This window comes from Polaribacter sp. 2305UL8-11, assembly GCF_058147165.1.
On sequence record NZ_JBYVJW010000064.1, the window covers coordinates 1 to 257 of the forward strand.

General features: G+C 33.1%; 1 pseudogene. It reads right to left on the reverse strand.

The window, feature by feature from the left end:
• Nucleotides 1-257: pseudogene (locus ACY2RW_RS16210) on the reverse strand (aldehyde dehydrogenase family protein); the annotation flags it as partial.

Genomic DNA, 257 nt, shown 5'->3' on the forward strand with positions numbered 1-257 from the left:
AAGGATTCCCAAATTTTAAAGCATCTACTATTTCTGCAAAACGTTTGTTAAATTTCTCTACAATATGTTCATGCACATACAATACTTTTAAAGCTGTACAACGTTGTCAGTTAAAAGAAGTAGATCCTGTAATACACTCATTTATTGCTAAGTCTAAATCTGCATCAGGCAACCCAATCCCTGGATTTTTAGCTTCTAAGCCTCATACCAAACGTAATCTATTTTTATAAGGATGATTTGCTTGAATTGCATTGGCA